A 19,376-nucleotide genomic window follows, 5' to 3' on the forward strand; every position below is an offset into this window, starting at 1 on the left:
AACTGGCTGTTTATGCGTCCAACGAGTAATCCTTGTAGGATCAAGCGATTCAATCTCTTAAACGTCCACGATGTCGACCTTGCGACTGACGCTGCGCCAGCTGCAGATCTTTGCGGCGGTGGCACAGACCGGATCCACCTCGGCCGCGGCGGACGTGGTGTCGCTGTCGCAGTCGGCGACGAGCTCGGCGCTCAACGAACTGGAGCGCCTGCTGGGCCTGCGTCTGTTCGACCGCGCCGGCAAGCGGCTGCTGTTGAACGACAACGGCCGCGCGCTTCTTCCGAGGGCATTGGCGCAGCTCGACGGGGCCGGGGCCATCGAACGGCTGCTGGATGAGGACGGTCCGTTGTCGCTGGCGCTGAGGCTGGGCGCGAGTACGACGATCGGCAACTACGTGCTGCCGCGTCTGCTCCCGCAGTTCCTCGGGGACCATCTGACGAGGGACCGGCCGTCGCGCCTGGCGCAGGTGCGCATCGGCAACACGGAAGCGATCTGCGAGGCCGTGGCGGCCTTCGAACTGGACGCGGGGCTGGTTGAGGGGCCGTCGCGCATCGGCGAGCTGGTCCTGACGCCGTGGCTGCAGGACGAGATGGTGCTGGTCGCTTCGCCGTCGCTGCTGGAGGACGCGACGCGGGCGTTCACGCCGAAACGGCTGGAGGCGATGGTCTGGCTGCTGCGCGAATCGGGATCAGGCACGCGAGAGGTGACTGATCAGTGGCTGCTGCCCCATCTGCGCGGGTATCGGCGCACGCTGGAGCTGGGCAGCTCGGAAGCGATCCTCGGCGCGGCCGCGTCCGGGATCGGTGTGGCCTGCCTGTCCCGCTGGGTGGTCGACGATGCGCTGGGCAGCGGCAAGGTGGTGGCATTGACGACCACGCTTCCGGTCATGCGCCGGCAGTGCTACCTCGTGACGCAGGCGAGGAAACAGCCGACGCGGGCGATGGCGAGGTTCGTGGAGATGGCGAATACCTGGGGCTCGCGCGCCGGCGCGTAGCCTGTCGCTCAGGCCCGCATCCAGGTGTACTCGCCGAGCGACAGGCTCTCGAACATCTCGTCCTCCGCCAGCAGGATGTTCTCGCGCCAGTAGCGGCCGTGCTCGATGTAGTGGTTGATGGTGTCGGCGAGGTAGGGCCCGTCGACGCCGTCGATCATCGGCACCCGGACCACCAGCAGCACCACGCCGGAGTCCGCATCCAGGCCGAGTTGCGCCTGGTCCTGCGCGTACAGGCTCAGGTTGGCTTCCAGCATCAGCCGGTAGACACGCAGGCTCCGGCCCGACGTGACGCTCCCGAAGGTGAAGTTGAGGTACATCGCCTCGGGGTCGTTGTCGTAGTAGCCGAGCAGCACCTCGAAGCCCTCGACCTCGATGGCGTTGCGCGCGAGCGCGGTCTCGGCGTCGGGCAGGCCGACGGCCTCGCACAGGCCGACGATCAGGTGCTGGTAGTGCTCGACGCTCATGTCTGGGGATCCTTCTTGAGGAACGCTTCAGCGGACGGGAGCTGCGTCAGCGCGCGTTGCAGTTGGCTGCTGCGTACCTCCGCGCCGTCGCGCAGCGCATCGAGCGGGCGGAAGAGGGCGCGCAGTCCGTTCAGCGGGAACAGCAGGTTGGCATTCTTCTGCGCGTCGGTCGCCGAGGGCGGCGGTCCGTTCGCCGCGCACCAGGCGACCGCCGCAGCCTTGACGACGGACAGCGACGGCGCTGCCTCCGCCGGCAGGTGCCGGGCCACCGCCGTCATCGCCGCGAGCCGCATCGCACCCGCCGCGACGCCCGCGCCGCCGCCCTTGAAGTACAGCGACGCCAGGGCATCGAGCAGCACCGCCGGCGGCTTGCCCTCCGGTGTCGGCGTCGCGCGCAGCATCACTGCCGCGGGCAGCGCGCTGCGCCGCAGCGCCGCGCCTTCGCGGACCTCCGGCGGCGGAGGCGGCATGCGCGCGCGCGGCGGCGAGCTCAGCGAGCCTTTCTCCTGACGCTCGCCCGCATCGGGCTTCTGCTGCCTGCCGCCGGTGCCCTGCACCGGCCGCATCGTGTTCGCGCCCGCTCCGCCCGCGGCCATCTGCCGCGGATCGTCCATCGGCATCTGCGGATGCTCGTCCTCGTGGTGAGCCCCTTGCGCGCCGTTGGAGGGCGGCCGCGGCCGCGGCCTGGGCGCCGGGCCGGTGTTGCGCCGCGCCGGCACCTGCGCCCGCGGCGCATGCCGGTACGCATTGCCCTTGTGCATCCCGCCCGCATACCCGGACGAGCCGCTGCCGCGCGCCTGGCCCTTGCCCGCGGCTTCCTGCGCCTCCCGCGCCTGCTGGGCTTCGGCGCCCTGACGCGCGCGGTCGAGCTTCATTTCTGGAACACCGCCGTGAAGAGGTTCTCGCTGAACTTCATCAGCGTCGAGCCCGCCCACGGCGCCGTCACCACGACCACGCCGGTCACCGCCAGCAGCTTGATGCCCTGCGAGATGCTCGAGTCCTGCAGCGACGTGATCGCCTGGAAGAAGGACACGATCAGGCCGATCAGCGCCGACACCACCACCGCCGGCAGCGAGAGCAGCACGCACATCATCAGCGCCTCGGAGGTCAGCTGCACCACCACGTCGTAGTTCATGGCCGGGTCTCCCCACGGGCGCGCACCGCGCCCGCCGGCCCTGTCGATGGCGTCTTCATCGGGGTCCTCATGGTGGGCGCACTCATCGGTAGGTCAGCACCAGCCCGTGCACCAGCCGCGACCAGCCGTCCAGCGTGACGAACAGCAGCAGCTTGAACGGGATGGCGACGTTGCTCGGCGTCACCTGCGACAGGCCCATCGCCAGCAGCACGTTGGCGATGACGATGTCGATCACGATGAAGGCCAGGTACAGCAGGAAGCCGATGCGGAAGGCGGCCGTCAGCTCGCTCAGCAGGAAGGCCGGCGCCAGCACGATCAGGTCGTCCTTCTTCAGCGCCGCGGCCTTGTCGGCCGGCCAGATGATCGCGGCGGACTTCAGGAAGAACTGCTTCTCGCGCTCCTCGGCGTGCTTGTCGAGGAACTTGCGGAAGGGCTCGCGCGCCGAGTCGGCCGCCTCCATCAGCGTCTGCGTGCTGGAACCGCCGCCGCCGGACGCGGCGCTCATGCCCTTGGTCGCCTCGATGAAGACCGGCGCCATGATGTAGCAGGAGATGATGATGGCCACGCCGTTGAGCACCATGTTCGGCGGCACCTGCTGCACGCCGATCGCATTGCGCAGCAGGCCCAGCACGATCGAGATCTTGGTGTACGAGGTGACCACCATGGCCGCGAACGGCAGTGCCGCCAGCGCCAGCAGCACCAGGAAGAGCGCAACCGGATCAGCGTGCTGCAGCGGCGTCATGCGCGAACTCCAGCCGGGTGATGCGCACGCCGAGGTGGTCGCCGATGGCGATCAGCTGGCCTTGGCCCAGCGTGCGGCCGTGGCAGACCAGGCGCACCGTCGCTTCGCGCAGCGGCACGTCGAGCTCGACGGCATACCCGGGCTGCATGCTGGCCAGTTCGCCGAGGCTGACCCGGGCGGTGTCCAGTTCGAAGGCCACCGGCAGCTGCAGCTCGTCGAGCGTGCCCGCGGACTGCGGCGCCTCGGTGCTCGCGCCGGACGCCGGGGCGTCCATCTGTCCGGCGTCGTAGGCGGCCGGGTCGTCGGAGAGGGCGGGCGGCTCGGCAAGGTGCACGGTGAACTCCTGGGGATCGATGTGAAGGGATGCGCGCAGCGCGCGGCCCACGCCGCAGCGCAGCAGGGCCGGCTGGCCGCCGGCGAGCACGGTGTCGCCCGGACGCAGTCCGCGCAGCACCGACAAGGGGAAGGCGCGCGCGAAGAGCCGGATGACCGGTCGCAGCGGCAGCGGCGCGAGCGGCGTCAGATCGACGCCGGACGCGGCCGCGGTGGCGGCGACGCGCTCCAGCACGGCGGGATCGGCGTCCAGCAACGCCACCGGCATCGCGCCGCCGAGGACGACCGGTGCGAGGCGCGGCGAGCCGTCCGCGTTCGTGTCGGCCTCCGCGTCCGTGAGCGGCGCGATGTCGACCACGCGCAGCGCGCCCAGCATCGGCGCGAAGGCGTCGGCCCAGCCGGCCAGCAGCAGCGTGACGACCGCGCAGGCGGTGTCGCGCGGCTGGTGCGCGCACGCAAGCTGCAGGGCCGGCGAATCCACCGCGTCCAGGCCGAGCCGGAAGCGGCCGTGCGCCGACTCGACGGTGAGCCGCCACGGCATCGCCTGGCGCTGCCGCGCGATGCCGATGCCGGCATGCTGCAGCGTCGATCGCAGCCAGTCGGCGAAGCGCGCGTCGTGCGCCACGCGGGACAGCGCGGCGTCGGCCGCGCTCATCGACGGGAGACGGCCGGCGAGCGTCGTCGATCCGGCGCCGTCACCGGCGTGGCCGGTGGCGCTCGTCGAAGGCATCGATGCGGGGGAGGTCGGCCGGTTCATGTGATGTCGATCTCGATGTGCCGGTCGCCGGGCAGCGCGCGGACCAGCAACGCGCGCAGTTGCGACTGGTGGGCCGAAATTAGGGCGAGCGAGCGTGTCGACTGCGTGCTGAAGCGAAGCGTCAGTTGGTGAGGCGAAAACGACAGGCGCAGCTCGGTGTGGGGCAGGGTCTCGGCGTCGACCGGCACCTGGATGGTCCAGCTGTGGAAGTTGGGTTCGCTGCTGCGGCACAGCGTCGCGACCGTGTCGGCGAGCTCGCGCTCCCAGCCCTCGGGCAGCGGCGTCCAGGCCACGTGCGGGATGGGCATCGGCGGCGCGGTGACGGTGTCGAGTGCGACGTCCTGATCGGCGTCGGCCTCCTGCGCTTCGCCGGCCTCGCGCGCGCCGGCCTCCGCCGTGGCGAGGACCGGCGGACGCGGGCGATGGCCGTCGACGACGAGGGCGCCCTCGGGGCGGGACGGGTCCTTCTTCCGGGAAGGCGAGGAGGTCTCCTTCCGCTCGTGGCGTTCGGCGCGCTCGCGCGACGGCGGCGCGACGACGGCGGCTGCGTGGGCGCCTTCGTGGCGAGGAGGCAGGGCCAGGTCCGGCGCTGGCGGAGGCACCGGCGCCGCGGCGTCGGGCGCGGCGTCGTTCGCCGAGGCCGCGCGTCTCACGGCGCCGAGCGCGCGATGGAAACGCTCCGCCTGGCGCGGATCCACCGGCGGCGGCGGGATCTGCGGATCGCCGACGACGAGGCGCCGGATGCGGCGGATCTCCTCGTCGTTCATGCGCGCCCGATCACGTCCGGCTTCCCGCTCAGGCCGCGACGCGGCCGAGCGGCCGCAGCTCGACCTGGTTGCCCAGCTCCTGGTACGAGTAGACGCGCAGGCCTTCCATGCGCGTCTCGATGATCTTCTTCACGTAGCGCCGGATGTCCATCGACGTGATCACCGCCACGCCGGCGTCGGGCGTCTCGCCGGCGATGCGCAGCACCTTCTCGGTGATGGCCGCGGCGCTCTCCGGCGGCATCGCCAGGTAGTTGCCGGTCGGCGTGGGCTTGATGCACTGGCGGATCGCCTGCTCGACGCCCGCGTCCAGCAGGATCGCCGACACGTAGTTGCGGCCGCCGCTGGCCTCGAACGCGAGGTAGCGCCCGAGGTCGCCGCGCACGTACTCGGTCAGCAGCAGCATGTCCTTCTCCTTCGGGCCCCAGGTGATCAGGCTCTCGAAGATGGTGCGCACGTTGCGGATCGGCACCTGCTCCTCGAGCAGCCGGCGCATCACCTCCGCGATGCGCTGCACCGGCAGGATCTTCTGCACCTCGGCGACCAGGCCCGGATAGTCCGCGGTGGCCTTGTCGACGATCCACTGGATCTCCTGCACGCCCATGAACTGGTGGGCGTTGCGGCGCAGCAGCAGCATCACCTGGCGCGCCATCATCTGCTCGATGTCCAGGCATTTCGCGCGCTCGTTCTCGGGCACCTGCGCGGGCGGCATCCACCGCGATTCGGGCTGGTCCAGCAGGGCGCCGTGCGTCGCGGCGGACGCGGCCCAGGGCTCGCCCGCGAGCGCGGCCGGCACCATCAGCAGGCGCCCCGGCAGCTCGATGTGGCGCACCGGCACGTCGTTGATCAACACCTCGAAACGCAGGTCGGGCAGCGTCGGCTCGACCCACATGCAGACGCCGGGGAAGGGCACGCCCAGCATCGACTGCAGCTGCAGCCGTTCGCGCTCCATCGCCTGGTCGAGCATGTGGGGGAGCAGCAGATCGGCCAGCGCCGGCGACATGCGTACCGCCAGCGGTCGCGAGAAATGCGGCGCCTCCTGCATGATGGATGGCGCGTCACCCTTGCCGCCCTCGCGCTGCAGCGCGGCGATCGGGGCGGACACGCTCTGCGCCTCGCCGCTCTTGCGCTGGCGCGCCAGGTAGCGGCCCGCCAGCGCCAGGCCGATGCCCAGCGCCAGGAACTGGATCGCCGGGAAGCCCGGCACCGCCGCGAAGGCCACGGTGAGGCCGGCGGCGAGGTACATCGCTCGCACGTTGGCGGTCATCTGCGCGACGATCTCCTGGCCCAGCGAGCGCGGCTTCTTCTGGTGCTCGTCGGCCACACGGGTGATCAGCACGCCGGCGGCCACGCAGATGAACAGCGACGGGATCTGCGACACCATCGCGTCGCCGATGGACAGCACGGCGAAGCGGTTGGCCGCCTCGCCGGCCGTCATGCCGTGGTACATGATGCCGACGACGATGCCGGCCAGGATGTTGACCAGCGTGATGATCAGGCCCGCGATCGCGTCGCCCTTGACGAACTTCATCGCGCCGTCCATGCCGCCGTGCATCTGGCTTTCCATGCCCAGCAGCGCGCGCTTGCGGCGCGCCTCGTCGCCGGTGAGCAGGCCTGCGCGCAGGTCGGCGTCGATGCTCATCTGCTTGCCGGGCATCGCGTCCAGCGTGAAACGCGCGCCGACTTCGGCCACGCGTTCCGACCCCTTGGAGATCACGATGAACTGCACCACCGTGATGATGATGAACACCACGATGCCGACGACCAGGTTGCCGCCGACGACCAGCTCGCCGAAGCTCTCGATCAGGTGGCCGGCGTCGGCGTGCAGCAGGATGGACTTGGTCGAGGCGATGTTCAGCGACAGCCGGAACAGCGTCGTGAACAGCAGCAGCGACGGGAAGGACGACAGCGCCACCGCGTTCGGGATGAACAGCGAGGTCATCAGCAGCAGCACGCTCACCGCGAGGTTGACCGCCAGCAGGCTGTCGATCAGCACCGTGGGCAGCGGCAGGATCATCAGACCGACGATCGCCACCACCAGGAAGCTCATCGCGAGGTCGTTGCCGAGGGTGCTCTTGTCACCCAGTGCCTTGCTCATGCCTTGCTCCCGCTTGGTTTACCGCCACCACCACCGCCACCCTTGGTCCCCACGCCGTCCAGCATCGCCACCCAGCGCAGCACGGTGGCGACGGCCTCGAACAGCGCCTCGGGCACCGTCTCGTTGACCGGCATCTTGAACAGCGCGCGCGCCAGCGGCGGATCGCCGACGATGGGCACGCCCGACGCCTCGGCGATGCGGCGGATCTCCATCGCCTGCGCATCGGCGCCCTTGGCGACGATCAGCGGCAGCGGCGTCACGCCGGGCTGATAGCGCAGCGCGACCGCGTAGTGCGTGGGATTGGTGACGACCACGGTCGCGGTGGGCACCGTCTTCTTCGGATCGCTGTTGGCCATCTCGAAGGCCAGGCGCTTGCGCTGCCCCTTGACCATCGGATCGCCTTCCATTTCCTTGTACTCGCGCTTGAGCTCGTCCTTGTCCATGCGCTGGTCGCGGATGAACAGCCAGCGCTGCAGCGCGAAGTCCACCGGGCCGAGCACGACCAGCGCGATCACCGTCGCGACGAAGAGCTTGAGCATCGCCGTCCACGCCACGGTGGCCACGCCCACCGGCGTCTGCGTCGCGGCGCCCACCATCAGCGGGATCAGGCCCATCGTGATGATCGCGATCACGCTGCCGACCAGGATGGCCTTGAACACGGTCTTGATGAACTCGATGATCGAGCGCATCGAGATCAGCTTCTTGAGCCCGGAGCCGGGGTTGACCTTGTCGAAGTTGGGGGTCAGCGGCTCGAAGGTGATGTTGAAGCCGACCTGCGCGAAGGACGCGATCAGCCCGACGAAGACCGCCGCGACGATGAAGGGCAGCACGATCCACAGGCCCTCGATCGCGATGTCGTAGGCGACCGCGAACATGTCGCTGTCGGTCTTGGCCTGCAGCCCGATGCCGCTGGCCAGCGAGAACAGCCGCTCCAGATGGCTGAGCGCGGTGGCGCTGGCGGCGCTCAGGCAGACGGTGATCACCAGCAGACCGGCCGCGGCGTTGATGTCCTGGCTCTTGGGCGACTGGCCCTTCTTCTTCGCGTCGTCCAGCTTTTTCTGGCTGGGCTGTTCGGTCTTTTCCCCCATGGCTCAGGTGGCCGCGGCGTCCGTGGTGTGTGCCGCGACCGCCGACTCCGGCGGATCCGCCATCAACGGGGCGACGGTGGCGTCCGCGATCGCGAGTTCGCGGTCGTCGTCGGGCTCGTGGGCGATGTCCTCGAGCGTCATGCCGAGCAGCACCATGTCGCGGCGCTTGCCGAAGGCGGTCACCGCGCCGGGCAGCTCGCCCCAGGTGCTGAAGCCGGCGCGGCGCAGCACCGACAGGCTGGCGGCGTTGTCGCTCCAGACCATGGCCATCAGCCGGTCCACGCGCCAGGTCGCCGCGTTCGTGACGAGGTACTTGATCAGCCGCGTGCCGACGCCGCGTCCGCGCCAGCGCGGCGCGACGTAGTAGGCCAGCTCGAAGAGCCCGCCCAGTCCCGGCCGGTCGTGCAGGCCCAATGAGCCCAGCCAGCCCAGCGTCTCGCCGCGCTGTGTCGCGACCATCATCGGGCGGCGATGGAACTGGTGCAGCTCGATCTGCAGCTTCGCCATCGGCACGCTCATCGGGCCGACGTAGTTGGTGTGGCGCACCGCGTCCTTGTCCTTCACCTTGGCGAGCTCTTCGGCGAGCCACCGGGCGGCGTCGGTCTCGCTGACGCCGTCCGGCTGGTAGGGCTGGGTGCGCAGCGAGGCGTTGTAGATCGCCGCGACCGACGCCGCGTCCTGCGTCGTGGCGGGACGCAATGCGATGACATCGGAGACCGCGTTGGCGTTCTTCTCCGCGAGAGGAAGGGCTAGGGACACGTCGGCTCCTCGGGGTTGAGGCGCACTGTCCCTGCGGGCGTCGACGGGGGCGGGGAGGGGGCGAAGCGATTTGCGCCGACGCGAAATCCGGACGCCTTGCTCCCTCTCGCCCTGCCGCTCGCGGGAGAGGGGCGGGGTGAGGGGCGGGGGTGAGGGCGCTCCCCTCCCGATCACTTCGTGTTGAGGATTGTTGAGGATTTCATCGTGAAGACATGAGGCCTTCCGCGAAGGCGGATGCCTAGCATGGGCTTACGCCGGACAGGACACGGCGGGCGACGCATCCGCGATGAATCCGTGATCAATGCACGTTCAGACGCATCCGGATGTATCCGACAACGCACCCGATACGCATGGAAGAGGAGTTCACATGTTGTTGCTGACCTTGGGCAGCCTGAGGCTTGCCGAGCAGGATGGAGACGTCGCCGCCGCGGTGGCGCGCGGCGATGTGCAGGAAGCCTTGCGGCTGGGACTGGGTCGGCTGGATCGTGGGGCAGGCGGCGATCCCGAGCGGCTCGCGGCGCTGGGCCAGGTGCTCGGCCAGGCATTGCTGGCCGCGGGCCGCGACGAGCAGGCCGAGGAACTCTTCCAGAAACAGCTGCGCATGTATGAAGGCCTGCCGCGGGCGCAGGTGCGCTGGCTGTCGTCGATGGACCGCGGCTTCCTGTTCCTGCACCTGAACAAGCCGGGCCGCGCGGCCGAGACCTTCAATGTGGTCGCCGATGCCGACGACGCTCCGCTGGCCCTGCGGGTCGAGGCGCTGGCCGGCATGGCGCAGGCGATGCAGTCGATGGGCGAGCACCGCCGGGCCGCACGCACGCTGGCCTTCGCGATGGCGCTCGTCGAGGCGGCGCAGGCGCCGTCGCTGATGATGCCGCTGCTGACGGCGATCGAGCTGGAGCTGCAGGTCTGCCGCGCGCTGCGGCATTACGACGACATGGCCGGCGCGGAGCTGCCGCGCGACCGCGATGTGCGCGCGGCGCTGCGCTCGTCGGCGCTGCTGCTGTCGGCGCTGCCGGGCGTGGTCGCCCGGCTCGAGTTCCTGATCGCGCTCGTGGCGCACGAGCCCGCGCCGGCCGCCGGCCAGGGCGGCCAAGGCGGAGAGGGTGTGGACGGCCTCTTCGACGGCGTGCGCTGGTATCGCGACCGCCGTCTGGCGCCGATGGAAGAGCGCGCCCGCGTCGAAGCCGCGCTCGCGCTGCTCGACCGCGGCCAGGCGCGCACCGCCTACGACATCCTCGGCCCGCTGGCCATCGACGATGCGCGCCAGCTCCACCACCGCCATGCGATCGAACTGCGCTACTGCGCGTCCAAGCTGCATGCGATGAACGGCCGCCACTCCGACGCGCTGCGCTGCTACCGACAGCATGCGCAACTGTCGCTGGCTCGGCTGCGCTTCGAGCTGACGCGCGTGCCGTATTCGCGCTTCCTCGAGCAACAGGAACGCGCCGAACAGGCCGATGCCGATCAGCTGCGCCTGCCGCCGCGTTATCGCCGCGCCTATCAATACATCCTGGATCACCTGCATGACCGCGCGCTGTCGGTGCGCCGCATCGCCGCGGAGATCGACGTCACCGAACGCGCGCTGCAGATGGCCTTCCGCGCCAACCTCGGCCTGACGCCGGCCGAGGTGATCCGCAAGCTGCGCATGGCCTGCATCCGCACCGAGCTGCAGCAGATGGCCGGACGCGACAGCGTGCTGGCGGTGGCGGCGCGCTGGGGCATGGCCAACCGCTCGACGCTGGCCCACAACTACCGGCAGCAGTTCGGCGAGACGCCGAGCGCCACGGCGAGCCTGCCGAGCTTCGCCGAGCTGCCGTCCATCGCCGCGACCGTGGCGGCGGCGGTGGCCGGAAATGGCATCGGAAACGGCCTCGGGAATGGCATCGGTCATGGCACGGCGGGCACGATCGAGCCGGTGCTGCCGATCTCGCTCGGTGGCGGCGCGGTGGCCGGCCGGCGCGAGTACTCCGTCGACGGCGTCTGAGCCCGCGCCATGCGCGGCGATCCGCCTCGACTGCCCGCGCGACCGGCGGCGTCGTCCGGCGCGTCGGCGACCTCGGCCGAGGAGGTCCGGCCGCTGCCCGGCGATCCGGCGGCACGCCGGCGCGATGAGGCCAGCGGCCGCCGCCAGGCCTCGGCCAGCCGCCTGATGGGCGCGGTGACGCGGCATCTGCTGGACGATGTCGAGGAGGAACGCGTCACCGGCGAGTCGTCGCGTGACATGGGCTCGGGCTCGGCGTCCACGTCCTCCGCCACGGGCGCGGAAGGGGCGGGGAAGAGCGCCGGCAAAAGCAGTGCGCGCGTCGCCACCGGCGCCAAGGGCAAGGCGCCGCCGCGCGGCACTCCGGATCCGGTGACGCGGCGTGGCGCGGCATCCGCGCGCCGTTCCGCCCCGCCCGAGGACGACGTGTGGGCGCAAGGCGTCGATGCGGCCGACGGCGCGGGGCGCATCGTCGGCCCCGAATCACGCATCCAGCCGGGGCGCAGCGCCGCCCGCATCGAAGGTGTGCGCCCCGATGCCTCGGAGCGCGTCGGCCGCTCACCGCGCATGCGGATCGCCAGCTGGGGCGCGGTGCTCGCGGCCGTGGCCGCGCTGGTGGTGATCATCGCGGCGGGATGGCTGGACGTCGGCCCCGCCGATTCCGCGAATGCCTCCGGGACCGACGGCGCCGCGCAGCGCGAGCGCGCCCCCGGGCGCTGATCGCCGGGTGATCGTCAGGTGAGCGGTCGTTGAGGACTTCGGGTCGTCAACGGCCGCTTCGGTTCTTTGTTTCCATCGGCAACAACGACGTCCCACAGTGAGGCGACACGCTGCCCACACGCAGGCGGCACTCATCAGGAGGACGGTCGATGGTCAATTTCTCCGCCGGCAGCCAATCGGTCTCGCTGACGCCGACTCACCCCAGGAACCCGATGAACGCCCGGGGTGCGATGCACCCCGCCGCGATGGGGTTCGCCGACATGGACGCCGCCGACGAGTTGCCGTCCCTGTCCCCGATGCTGGCCATCGGCGCGGACGACGGCGCGTGGCGGCAGACGACGCCGCGGCCGGGCCTGTTCCCGCGATCCGACGCGTCATCGGTCCAGGCGGCGAAGCCCTTGCCCCGGCTCGCGGGGCCGCTGCTCTCCGCGCAGGCGCAGGTGGCCATGCGCGTCGACGCCGAGGCCGCCGCGCTGGCGGTGCTGGGCGAGCGGCAGCGGTCGATGCGGGAGCTGCGGCGTCGCCGCGCCGAAGCAGAGAACGCCGGTGCGATCGAGCATCCGCTGCGCATCGCAGAACAGCAGCAGGCCCTGGCGGCGGAGTTCCAGGCGCGCCATGCGCTGCCGCTGCTCAAGCAACGGGTTGCACAGCACCGGCAACTGCTGGCTGCGGCGCAAGGCGCGACCCCCGGGCTGACGCAGGCCTTGGACCGCGCGATCCGGGATCCTCAACACACCGTCCAGCAGGAGCAGGCGATCACCGCGGCGCGGAACAACCTGCTGATCAACCGGACTGCGGTGAGCACGCACCGCGATCAGCTGCAAGCCGCGCAGGCGGATCTGCAGGCGGCCACGGACCATCACGTCGCCGCGCAGCTGCGACTCACGGCGGCCCAGGCGGCCATGGCCCGGCTGGCGACAGTCCGGCAGGCGCTCGCGGCGGTCGTCGGCGCCCACACCCCGGACCTGCAGGCGCATGCGGCCGCGGCACGGGCCGCGCTGACCGACGCGGGCGCGGCGGTCCAGGCGCAGCAACGGCTGGCGGACTCGACGGCCCATGTCGCGGTGCAGACGCGCGATGCCCTGATCGCTCGCGACGAGGCGGAACTGCTGCAGGCCCGCGTCGACGAGGCCGCCCGGCGCCATGCCGCCGCGCAGGAGCGGCTGGCACCGTTGCAGCAGCGCGTGACCGAGCGGCTCGCGGACCTGAAGCGGGCACGGCTGGCGCTGCCGCGGAACACGGCGGGAGGCGCCGCGGCGCAGCCGCCCGCTGCGGACGTGCAGCAACGCATCGATCGATTGACGGCGGCGTTGAGCCTCGCCCAGGCGGACCTGAAGCGGCAGCACCTGGAGGTCAACCGCCTGCAGGGACTGTTGTGCGCGGAGGCCGGCCCGCTGGCCCTCCGGCGCGCGGAGGTGGACCAGTCGGCCGGCCCGCAGGCGACGGCGAATGCGCAGCGCGTGGCCCGGGGCGCCGCGGCGGCGGCCGTGGACACGGCGGCGCGAGCCAGCGCCGCGGCCCGCGATGCGTTGCAGGTCCGCGCCGACGCGGCGCATCGGGTCATCGAGCAGGCCGTCGACGCGCTGTGCGAGGAGATGCGCAACACGGCGAGACGGGCGGTCTGACCCGCGCGCGGCCCCGTCGGGGCGGCGTCAGGACGTCGGCGCGTCCGGTGCCGGTGCCGGTGCCGGTGTCGATGTCGATGTCGACGAGGCCGCGCGTCCCGCGGCCGGCGCCTGACGTAGCGCGAACTCGAACACCGCGCCCTGCGCCGGCAGCAGGCGGATCTCGGCGCCGTGGAGCGCCAGGATGCGGTGCACGATGCGCAGCCCCAGGCCGCCGCCGCGACGCGCGCCATCGACATTGAACGGGCGCTGGAAGAGATCCGCGCGACGCGCGGGGTCGATGCCGGGGCCGGTGTCGGCCAGCGTTACGCGCACCGAGGCGGGCGGTTCCGACGATGTGCGCTCGAGCGCCACCTGCACCTGTCCGCCCGGCGGCGTGTGGCGCAGTGCGTTGTCGAGCAGGTTGGTCAGCACGCGTTCGATCAGGCCCAGATCCGCCTCCACCGGCGGCACGGGGTCGTCGAAACGAGCGCTCAAGGTGACCTGCCGCTGGGCCGCGGCCAGCTCGAACTTCTGGAAGACGTCCTGCACCAGGTCCGTCAGCTGGAAGGACTCCATCTGCGGTTCCACGAATCCCTGCTCGAGCCGTGCCAGCTCGAACAGCGATCGTGCCAGCCCGCCCACCGCGGTGCTCTGCTCGATCGCGATCTCGAGGTAGCGGCGTCGCTGGGCGGCATCGAGCTGGCCGTCCTTCAGCAGCAGCGTCTCGAGGTAGCCGTGCAGCGACGACAGCGGCGTGCGCAGGTCGTGCGAGATCGTCGTCACCATCTCCCGGCGCTGCTCGTCCTGGCGCGACAGCCGGCGCCATTGCTCGCCGATGCGCGTCGCCATCTGCGAGAACGCCGCGCGCAGCACGGCGATCTCGTCGCGCGTCGCGGCGTCCGGCGACCGCTCGTCGACGAGCAGCGCCGTCGCGGTCGCGTCGTCGATGTCATGCCGGCGCACGGCTTCAGCCAGGCGGCGCAGCGGCCGCGTGATCAGGCCGAACGCGATCAGGCCCGCCGCCAGGCAGAGCAGGGCCACGATCGCGATGGACCACAGCGCCGCGCGCAGCGCATTGCCGGTGGCGTCGAGGCCGGCGAGCCGGTCGTGGGCCTCGCCCAGCAGCACCACGTAGACGAAGCCCGCGTCGCGGTCGCCGACGCGCAGCGGCGCCGCGCTGAACACCTTGCGCGCCGGGCTGCGCGGATCGTCGCCGGTGATCGGCAGCGGCGCATGGGCGAGGAAGCGGCGGACCGGATCGAGGTCGACGCGCTCGCGCACCAGATGGCCCTGCGGCGCCGCGTGCTCGACGACGCGTCCGTCGTTGTCGAGCAGGTAGACCTCGACGCTCGGGTTCACGGCCATCAGCTGGCCGAAGAGCCGCCGCACCGCGCCGGGCATCGGCCCGCGCTCGTCCATCAACGGCGCCTGCGCCGCGATGTGCGCGGCCAGGTCGCGGGACAGGCCTTGCACGACCTCCTGCTCATGCATCCGGCTGGAGCGCACCTGCAGCCAGGCGGACGCGCCGGAACACAGCAGCAGCAAGCCGGCGAAGACCAGCGCGAGCCGCTGGGTGAGGTTCAGGCGGAGGGACACACGGGGCCGCATCGTCAGGCCCCGGCCGGTCCGGAAGACCCGGGGGATTGGGAAGACGCAGCGGACGCAGCGGACGCAGCGGACGCAGCGGACGCGGAGGACGCGGAGGACGCGGAGGACGCGGCCACGCCCCTGGCGGCGCCATCTTGTAGCCGCGGCCCCAGACGGTGAGGATGCGCGCCGGGTTCGACGGGTCGGTCTCGATCTTGGCGCGCAGCCGGTTGATGTGCGTGTTGACGGTGTGCTCGTAGCCTTCGTGGTTGTAGCCCCAGACGGCGTTGAGCAGGTCCAGCCGCGAGAACACCTGGCCGGGCTGCCGGGCGAAGAAGTAGAGGAGGTCGAACTCGCGCGGCGTGAGCTCGATGACGCGGCCGTCCAGCTGGGCCTGCCGCGCGACCGGATCGATGAACAGGCCGTCGAGGCCGACGCTGCCGGCGTCCAGCCGCGCGCTGCGCGACATCGCCTCGGCGCGGCGCAGCAGCGCCTTGACGCGCGCCACCAGTTCCAGCACCGAGAACGGCTTGGCGAGGTAGTCATCCGCGCCCAGCTCCAGGCCGAGGATGCGATGCAACTCGCCGCCCCGCGCGCTGATGATCACGATGGGCACGTAGTGCGGCATGGCCCGCGCGCGGCGGCAGATCTCGAGCCCGTCCACGCCGGGCAGCATCACGTCCAGCACCAGCAGGTCCCAGCCGCCTTGCTCGGCCAGGCGCAGCCCCTCATGGCCGTCGGCGGCATGCACGACCTCGTAGTGCTCGTCGCGCAGGTGCAGCGCGAGCAGCTCGGCGATGTGCGCGTCGTCCTCGACGAGCAGCAGGCGCTTGGGCGGATGTTTCAGGGGATCGCTCACCATGGCGGGCATTCTCCTCGCTGCCGTGGCCCGGACGGCGGTCCGGAGTTCTCACATTTATTTGAACTTTGCGTGAGGACTTCGGGAGACCCGCTGCGTACGCTGACGAGCATCGTCCCTGGACCGGGACCTCGATCAGGAGCCATGCCATGAGCACACGACGCCGATTCCTCGTCCTGGGCGGCACCGCCGCCGGAGCCGTCCTCGTCGGCGCCGCCGCGCGCCACTGGCCGTCGACGGGTGCGCCCGGACTGGTGGCCGCGGCGGAGGCCGCCCCGGCGGCCGAGCCGACGGTCGAACGCTTCGAGGTCGTCCTCACCGACGCCGAGTGGCGAGCCAGATTGTCCCCGGCCAGCTATGCGGTCCTGCGACACGAGGCCACCGAACGGCCGTACAGCAGTCCGCTCAACGATGAGCACCGGCGCGGCACCTTCGCCTGCGCGGGCTGCGCCCTGCCGCTGTTCTCGTCGTCGACCAAATTCGACAGCGGCACCGGCTGGCCGAGTTTCTGGCAGCCGCTGGCCGGCGCCGTGGTGGAACGCACCGACAGGACCCTGGGCATGGCGCGGACGGAAGTCCATTGCCGGCGCTGCGGCGGGCACCTCGGCCACGTCTTCGACGACGGGCCGCGTCCCACCGGCCTGCGCTATTGCATGAACGGCGTGTCGATGAGCTTCGCCGGCTCGACATGAGATGACGTGGCGTGACGCGGCGGTCGCCGCCGCCCTGATGACCCTCCCTTCCTCGATTGCCAGATTCCGGACCTTCGAATGCTGCTGCTCCTCCTGACCTACCTCGGCGGCGTGCTGACCATCGTCAGCCCCTGCATCCTGCCGGTGCTGCCTTTCGTCTTCGCCCGTGCCGGGCAGCCGTTCACGCGGTCGGTGCTGCCGATGCTCGCGGGCATGGCCCTGATGTTCACGGCGGTGGCCACGCTGGCCGCGGTCGGTGGCGGCTGGGTGGTGCGCGCCAACCAGGCCGGCCGCACGGCGGCGCTGGTGCTGATGGCAGTCTTCGCGCTGGCGCTGCTGTGGCCCCGTCTGGCCGATGCCGTCGCCCGGCCGTTCGTCGCGGCCGGCGATCGCCTGTCGTCGCGCGCGCAGTCGTCGTCGACAGGACGCGGCGGGCCGTGGTCCTCGTTCGTGCTGGGCATTGCCACCGGACTCCTGTGGGCGCCCTGCGCGGGGCCCATCCTCGGCCTGGTGCTGACCACGGCGGCGCTGCAGGGCGCGGGTCTCCACACCAGCCTGCTGCTGCTGGCCTACGGGCTGGGTGCGGCGAGCTCGCTGGCGGTCGCGTTGCTGGCGGGGCAGCGTGTGTTCGCCGCCATGAAGCGCCACCTGGGCAGCGGCGAGTGGCTGCGCCGCGGGCTCGGCGCCGCGATGCTGGCCGGCGTCGCCGCGATCGCGCTGGGGCTCGACACGGGCGCGCTGTCGCAGCTGTCGATCGCGTCCACCGGCCGCTTCGAACAGCGATTGCTGGAGCGCCTCCAGGCGGACACCCCGGCGGACGCGATGGCGCCGGCCGCGCAGTCAGCCATGATGGCCGGCGCCGATGCGGCGATGGCGCCCAAGGACGCGATGCAAGGCGCAATGGGCGGTACGACGGGCGGTGCCATGACCGGCGCGATGTCAGGCGCGATGTCAGGCGCCATGACCGGTGCGGCCGGCGGATCGGGTGGCGCCATGATGATGTCGGGCGGTCATGGCGGTGCGGGTGCCTTGCCGGACCTGGGCGGCCTCCCGTCGCTGGACGGCGCCGTCCAGTGGCTGAACTCGAAGCCGCTGACCGCGGAGTCGCTGCGCGGCAAGGTCGTGCTGATCGACTTCTGGACCTACTCCTGCATCAACTGCCTGCGCACCTTGCCCTACGTGAAGGCCTGGGCGGAGAAGTACCGCGACCAGGGGCTGGTGGTCATCGGCGTGCATGCGCCGGAGTTCGCCTTCGAGCGCGACGTCGACAACGTCCGCAAGGCCGCGCGCGACCTGGGCGTGAACTACCCGATCGCCGTGGACAACAACTTCGCCGTCTGGCGCGCCTTCTCCAATCGCTACTGGCCGGCGCACTATTTCGTCGATGCCCAGGGACGCGTGCGCTTCAGGCATTTCGGCGAAGGCGACTACGCGCACTCGGAGGCCGTCATCCAGCAGTTGCTGCGTGAGAACGGCAGCGCATCGACGGACGCCGGCACCGTCGCGGTGAAGGCCCAGGGCGTCGAGTCGGCCGGCGGCAGCCAGGAGGTCGGATCGCCGGAGACCTATGTCGGGTACGAACGGGCCGAGCGCTTCGCGGCCAGGCCGGCTGCCGCGCACGATCAGCCGGCGACCTATGCCGCTCCCGCGCAGCTGGCGCTCAATGACTGGGCGCTGGAGGGGCAGTGGCGTGTCGGTCCGCAGCAGGCGGCCGCGCTGAGCCCGAAGGCGAGGGTGGTCTACCGCTTCCATGCGCGCGACCTGCACCTGGTGCTCGGTGCGCCGGCCGGCAAGACGGTGCGGTTCCGCGTCACGCTGGACGGCCAGCGGCCGGGCGCGGCGCACGGTCTGGACGTCGATGCCGACGGCAACGGCACCGTCGGCGGCGAGCGCCTGTACCAGCTGATCCGCCAGGGCGACGGTCCGCTGAAGGACCGCGATTTCAGCATCGAGTTCCTCGATCCCGGCGTGCTGGCCTACGCCTTCACCTTCGGTTGAACCGGGCCCGCGAGGCCATGAAAGGATGACCATGAACACCCCCTCAACGCACGGACGGCAGGTCCTGACGCCACGTCCTCCCGTAGAACCGCGAGCCGTCGGCGGCTGCTGCTCCTTGGCGCCGTCGCGCTGCCGCTCGCCGTTTTCGGGACCCAGCAGCTGGCGGTGGGGCGGTCGGCCAACGCGTCGACCGTCGTTGCGGCGCCAGCCGTGGATGTCGCGACGAACAGCGCGCGGACGACGGAAACCGCCGTCTTCGCGGGCGGCTGCTTCTGGGGCGTGCAGGGCGTGTTCCAGCACGTGAAGGGCGTGACGCGCGTGGTCTCGGGATATGCGGGCGGCAATGCCGGCACCGCGCACTACGAGATGGTCGGGAGCGGCATGACCGGCCACGCGGAGGCGGTGGAGATCACCTACGACCCGAAGCAGGTCAGCTACGGCGCGCTGCTGCAGATCTTCTTCTCGGTGGCGCACGATCCGACGGAGCTGGACCGGCAGGGGCCGGACACCGGCCCGCAGTACCGCTCCGCGGTCTTCCCGCGCGACGCCGAGCAGGCGCGCGTGGCGCAGGCCTACATCGCGCAGCTGGATGCCGCGAAGTCCTTCCCCAAGGCGCTCGCGACGAAGCTGGAGGCGGGCAAGGCGTTCTATCCCGCCGAGGGCTATCACCAGGACTTCCTGGAGCGCAACCCGCGCCACCCGTACATCGTGATCAACGATCTGCCGAAGGTGGACCAGCTCCGCCAGCTGTTCCCGCAGCGCTGGCGGGCGACGGCCGTGCTGACCCGCACGCCGTGA

17 protein-coding genes and 1 pseudogene are annotated in these 19,376 nt (G+C 71.3%); 7 read left to right on the forward strand and 11 right to left on the reverse strand.

The features are described 5' to 3' along the window. The first annotated feature begins 70 nt into the window (after positions 1 to 70). Positions 71 to 994: a LysR family transcriptional regulator gene (locus ACQ859_RS17930; protein WP_431262057.1), complete on the forward strand. Its 924-nt coding sequence runs from the start codon at positions 71 to 73 to the stop codon at positions 992 to 994. A gap of 8 nt (positions 995 to 1,002) precedes the next feature. Here the strand turns inward: ACQ859_RS17930 and ACQ859_RS17935 are convergent, their stop codons facing one another. The 9 genes from ACQ859_RS17935 to ACQ859_RS17975 form a co-directional block, all read right to left on the reverse strand. Next, positions 1,003 to 1,458: a CesT family type III secretion system chaperone gene (locus ACQ859_RS17935; RefSeq protein WP_431257355.1), complete on the reverse strand. Its 456-nt coding sequence runs from the start codon at positions 1,456 to 1,458 to the stop codon at positions 1,003 to 1,005. After that, positions 1,455 to 2,333 carry a hypothetical protein gene (locus ACQ859_RS17940; RefSeq protein ID WP_431262058.1) on the reverse strand — a complete coding sequence of 293 codons (879 nt, stop codon included), beginning with the start codon at positions 2,331 to 2,333 and terminating at the stop codon, positions 1,455 to 1,457. Before ACQ859_RS17940 ends, ACQ859_RS17935 begins: the two co-directional genes overlap by 4 nt. Beyond that, positions 2,330 to 2,593, reverse strand: a complete 264-nt coding sequence (sctS, locus tag ACQ859_RS17945; protein WP_088404105.1) for a type III secretion system export apparatus subunit SctS — start codon at positions 2,591 to 2,593, stop codon at positions 2,330 to 2,332. Before sctS ends, ACQ859_RS17940 begins: the two co-directional genes overlap by 4 nt. An 82-nt stretch (positions 2,594 to 2,675) precedes the next feature. Beyond that, positions 2,676 to 3,335 carry a type III secretion system export apparatus subunit SctR gene (sctR, locus tag ACQ859_RS17950; RefSeq protein ID WP_431257353.1) on the reverse strand — a complete coding sequence of 220 codons (660 nt, stop codon included), beginning with the start codon at positions 3,333 to 3,335 and terminating at the stop codon, positions 2,676 to 2,678. Further along, positions 3,313 to 4,398, reverse strand: a complete 1,086-nt coding sequence (locus ACQ859_RS17955; protein WP_431262059.1) for a FliM/FliN family flagellar motor switch protein — start codon at positions 4,396 to 4,398, stop codon at positions 3,313 to 3,315. The genes sctR and ACQ859_RS17955 overlap by 23 nt, the downstream gene beginning before the upstream one ends. Positions 4,399 to 4,421: 23 nt before the next feature. Then, positions 4,422 to 5,192, reverse strand: coding sequence for a type III secretion HpaP family protein (locus tag ACQ859_RS17960; protein WP_431262060.1), 771 nt, complete (start codon positions 5,190 to 5,192; stop codon positions 4,422 to 4,424). 28 nt (positions 5,193 to 5,220) lie between these two features. Further along, entirely contained in the window at positions 5,221 to 7,287 is a 2,067-nt protein-coding gene (sctV, locus tag ACQ859_RS17965; protein WP_431262061.1) for a type III secretion system export apparatus subunit SctV, read from the reverse strand. Further along, a complete protein-coding gene (sctU, locus tag ACQ859_RS17970; protein ID WP_431262062.1) occupies positions 7,284 to 8,375 on the reverse strand; it encodes a type III secretion system export apparatus subunit SctU in 1,092 nt (363 codons plus the stop codon). Before sctU ends, sctV begins: the two co-directional genes overlap by 4 nt. A 3-nt stretch (positions 8,376 to 8,378) precedes the next feature. Further along, entirely contained in the window at positions 8,379 to 9,134 is a 756-nt protein-coding gene (locus tag ACQ859_RS17975) for a GNAT family N-acetyltransferase (protein ID WP_431262063.1), read from the reverse strand. Between the two features lie 367 nt (positions 9,135 to 9,501). On the opposite strand from ACQ859_RS17975, the gene ACQ859_RS17980 reads away from it, so the two are divergent. The 3 genes from ACQ859_RS17980 to ACQ859_RS17990 all read left to right on the forward strand — a co-directional run bounded on the left by ACQ859_RS17980 (position 9,502) and on the right by ACQ859_RS17990 (position 13,460). Further along, positions 9,502 to 11,118, forward strand: coding sequence for a helix-turn-helix domain-containing protein (locus ACQ859_RS17980; RefSeq protein WP_431262064.1), 1,617 nt, complete (start codon positions 9,502 to 9,504; stop codon positions 11,116 to 11,118). Between the two features lie 9 nt (positions 11,119 to 11,127). Next, complete coding sequence (locus ACQ859_RS17985) at positions 11,128 to 11,835, forward strand: hypothetical protein (protein WP_431262065.1); 708 nt, start codon at positions 11,128 to 11,130, stop codon at positions 11,833 to 11,835. Positions 11,836 to 11,984: 149 nt separating this feature from the next. Next, entirely contained in the window at positions 11,985 to 13,460 is a 1,476-nt protein-coding gene (locus ACQ859_RS17990; protein WP_431262066.1) for a hypothetical protein, read from the forward strand. A 27-nt stretch (positions 13,461 to 13,487) separates the two neighbouring features. On the opposite strand, the gene ACQ859_RS17995 is transcribed toward ACQ859_RS17990, so the two are convergent. Both ACQ859_RS17995 and ACQ859_RS18000 read right to left on the reverse strand, forming a co-directional pair. Next, entirely contained in the window at positions 13,488 to 15,038 is a 1,551-nt protein-coding gene (locus ACQ859_RS17995) for a HAMP domain-containing sensor histidine kinase (protein ID WP_431262067.1), read from the reverse strand. Between the two features lie 130 nt (positions 15,039 to 15,168). Then, positions 15,169 to 15,891: pseudogene (locus ACQ859_RS18000) on the reverse strand (response regulator transcription factor); the annotation flags it as partial. Between the two features lie 146 nt (positions 15,892 to 16,037). Between ACQ859_RS18000 and msrB the strand changes: the two are divergent. The 3 genes from msrB (at position 16,038) to msrA (ending at position 19,376) form a co-directional block, all read left to right on the forward strand. Beyond that, positions 16,038 to 16,580, forward strand: a complete 543-nt coding sequence (gene msrB, locus ACQ859_RS18005; RefSeq protein WP_431262068.1) for a peptide-methionine (R)-S-oxide reductase MsrB — start codon at positions 16,038 to 16,040, stop codon at positions 16,578 to 16,580. A 78-nt stretch (positions 16,581 to 16,658) separates the two neighbouring features. Further along, positions 16,659 to 18,578, forward strand: coding sequence for a cytochrome c biogenesis protein DipZ (locus ACQ859_RS18010; RefSeq protein ID WP_431262069.1), 1,920 nt, complete (start codon positions 16,659 to 16,661; stop codon positions 18,576 to 18,578). Between the two features lie 105 nt (positions 18,579 to 18,683). After that, positions 18,684 to 19,376 (forward strand): peptide-methionine (S)-S-oxide reductase MsrA, encoded by a 693-nt coding sequence (gene msrA / locus ACQ859_RS18015; protein ID WP_431266586.1) that lies wholly within the window; start codon positions 18,684 to 18,686, stop codon positions 19,374 to 19,376.

The sequence above is a fragment of the Roseateles chitinivorans genome, from assembly GCF_050632235.1.
Lineage (GTDB): Bacteria > Pseudomonadota > Gammaproteobacteria > Burkholderiales > Burkholderiaceae_C > Roseateles > Roseateles chitinivorans_A.